The organism is Paenibacillus sp. P4_E11 (assembly GCF_056401635.1).
Genome location: NZ_JBFUIX010000287.1, coordinates 1 through 3046, shown reverse-complemented (window position 1 = coordinate 3046; position 3046 = coordinate 1). Strand labels below are relative to the sequence as shown.

The 3046-nt window shown below is 47.4% G+C and carries 2 protein-coding genes and 1 riboswitch; both genes read left to right on the top strand.

Annotation, left to right across the window (positions count from 1 at the left end):
• Positions 1-2392, top strand: a 2392-nt coding sequence (locus AC1DWB_RS32910) for a phospholipid carrier-dependent glycosyltransferase (RefSeq protein ID WP_477545305.1), incomplete at its 5' end; no start/stop codon positions are given.
• 101 nt (positions 2393-2493) lie between these two features.
• Positions 2494-2642: riboswitch (cyclic di-AMP (ydaO/yuaA leader) on the top strand.
• Positions 2643-2645: 3 nt separating this feature from the next.
• Complete coding sequence (locus AC1DWB_RS32905; protein WP_477545304.1) at positions 2646-2813, top strand: hypothetical protein; 168 nt, start codon at positions 2646-2648, stop codon at positions 2811-2813.
• The last annotated feature ends 233 nt before the right edge of the window (positions 2814-3046 follow it).

Sequence of the window (3046 nt, the reverse complement as noted above, 5' to 3'; positions counted from 1 at the left end):
GTACAACAATACGCTCAGCTCTTATCCATACGCTTCCCTGAATGCGTTCAATCTGTTCGCGTTGTTAGGTGGGAACTGGCAGCCTGTAACAACCCGCTACTTGTTGTCTTATGAGATGTGGGGGATGCTATTCATTGTACTGACGGTGGCGTACAGCGTTTATTTGTTCGCTCGCAATAGGGGGCAATCTTCCGTCTTGCTCCTGATCAGTGTCGTCATCATTGTACTTGTGTTCGTCTGTACAGCTAAGATGCACGAAAGATATTTGTACCCGGCACTGCTGCTGACTATGCTCAGTTATTTGCAGTTCAAAGACAGGCGATTGCTGTATTTGTATGCTGGGTTGAGTGTGACTCACTTTATTAATGTAGCGTATGTGCTCTCTTTCAACGTTCATGAACAATATCATCTGTATCGCTTCGACAAAGTGCTGCTGCTAACGTCTGCGGCTAACGTGCTTCTGGTCGTCTATATGATGTTCATTGCCCGGGGAATATATAACGTGAAGTCGGTAGCTACCAAGGTTGCGAAGACCTTGAAACCGATACGAGCTCCTCTGCAATTTGCAGAAATACAATCAGATAAGCGACTCGTTCGCAAAGATTGGATTATTGTCGGCACGATTACATTGCTATACGCAATTGTCGCATTCATTCGATTGGGAGATCACGATGCACCTGAGACGTTCTGGAAACCGACGTCGGGTGATAGTGTAGTGATGGACCTGGGTCACACCGCCGCGATCAATAAAATTAATTTGTACGGTGGCATAGGAGGAGGGCGATACCGGGTCGAGACGTCGATTGATGCGACGCAATGGGAGACAGTGACCGTACCCGATACGCTCTATGGCAGCGTATTTACTTGGAATTCCGTCATTGAACCGCATAACGGGAGGTACGTGAAGCTTACGGCGGATAGTTCCGACATCCGCTTGATGGAGATCGGCGTGTTCGTGAACGGTAGTAAGGAGCCTTCGCCTTTGGAGCTTGTGAAGCAACCGGCCATCGCGAATAGTGGCGGGGGCGGTGGAACGACGAGCGGTACGACTGCAACAACTGAGGAGGCCCATCCGGAATACTTGATCGATGAGCAGGGTGCGGTCCCTTTTATTCCTACATATATGAACAGCATGTATTTCGACGAGATTTACCATGGACGTACAGCGTATGAGCATATCCACTTGATGGAACCGTATGAGACGACCCATCCGCCAATAGGTAAGGATATTATGACACTCGGCATTCTCGGGTTTGGAATGAATCCATTCGGTTGGCGTGTAGTCGGGACAGTAGTCGGCATCTTGATGATCCCACTTATGTATGTGTTCGCCTTTCGGTTGTTCCAGCGTACGGTGTATGCAACTTGGGCGGCCTTGCTGCTCGTCTTCGACTTCATGCATTTTGTCCAGACGCGCATGGGCACGGTGGATGTGTATACGGTATTCTTCGTGATGCTGATGTTCTATTACATGTACAAGTTCAGTCGGATTGATGTATTTGCCTCAGGCTCGAGGTTGTCGAGATCGCTCGTTCCGTTATGTCTATCTGGTTTGTTCTTTGGCTTCGGCATATCTTCCAAGTGGAATGCAGTGTATGGGGGCTTGGGTCTCGCTGTGTTGCTGGCTTTCTACTTGTACCGGCGGCATATGGAATACAGGTACGCCGTACAGCAATTGGGTGGAGGGCAAGTGGCAGGTACAGAACGATGGGAGCGGATTGTTCAGCTGTATAAGAGCTATACGATTAAGACGGTGGTATACGCAGGATTGTTCTTTACTATCGTTCCGCTGATCATCTATGTGTTGTCTTACATTCCGTTTCTGATGATCCCTGGACCGGGGCATGATCTGGTGGACGTCGTGAAGTTTCAGAAGTTCATGTACGACTATCACAGCAAGCTGGTCGCAACACATCCGTTCTCCTCGCCTTGGTGGCAGTGGATGATTATGGTCAAGCCGGTCTGGTATTTCTCCGGTCAACAGTTGGCTGAAGGCAAAGTATCGAGCATCGTAGCGATGGGCAATCCGGCGTTGTGGTGGGGCGGGATAGGTGCCTTTATATTCGCCTTATACAGTCTGATCCGTCACAGAGCGATCGTCATGCTCGTACCGATTATCGCCTTCGTGTCGCTGTATGTGCCTTGGATGCTCGTACCGCGTTTGACGTTCCTGTACCATTTCTTCCCGATGATGCCGTTCATCGTCCTGTTCGTAGTGTATGCAATGAAGAGTGTGGATGAGCGTTACCCGATGGGACGTCGCCTTAGTATCGGATATATTGTACTAGCAGGAATATTGTTCGTAATGTTCTATCCGGTGCTGTCCGGGATGATTGTGGACAAGAGCTATGTGAACTATGTTCTGCGTTGGTTTCCGAGTTGGATATTCTGACGTGAACAAGGAGACGGCCTTATAGATCGGTGGTTGTACCATTAGAACTCTTTACAAAATGTCTAATTATGGTGTATAATATTATACACTAATTGAATATTCTAATAATATCGCTGAATTTTCTGTAAAGAAAAGCGGGGGAACCGAGTTAATATGGGGTGAATCGACGTGTACGCTCGTATGCGTTGTAGGGTGATTTCTCACAATCCGAATCCGACAGCTAACCTCGTAAGCGAAAGTGAGGAGGATTACCATGATTCAAAAGGACAATTTATTCAATTTGTTCGACAAGCTGAACGAAAGCGATCAAAAAAAAGCTTATGAGTTCATGCAATCTCTAGCCCGCAGCAACGAGGGAAAACTAGAACATACGCAAGTGTCCAAACTATACGGGAAAAAGTATTTCGTTGTTTCCGATTAATGATCCCCGTATAAGATTGAATCAGTTCCATGCCTGCTTTCCATCTGGAAAGCAGGCCTTTTCTTGTGTGCCACGCCGGAATTAGAAGAAGATGCCACTTGGAAGACGTAACTCCTAATACGAAAGAAGAACGAACGAAACTCAACCACCAAGGACCATTGTAGTGATCTGCTTCAGAGGTTTTTCATGTGCCTCGAATATTACCTGCTAAGAGAAAACGAATCGGCATTGAA

What these genes read in the sequence shown, in the direction of transcription:
- AC1DWB_RS32905 (WP_477545304.1), top strand. Translation starts at nt 2,646, where the DNA reads ATGATTCAAAAGGACAATTTATTCAATTTGTTCGACAAGCTGAACGAA.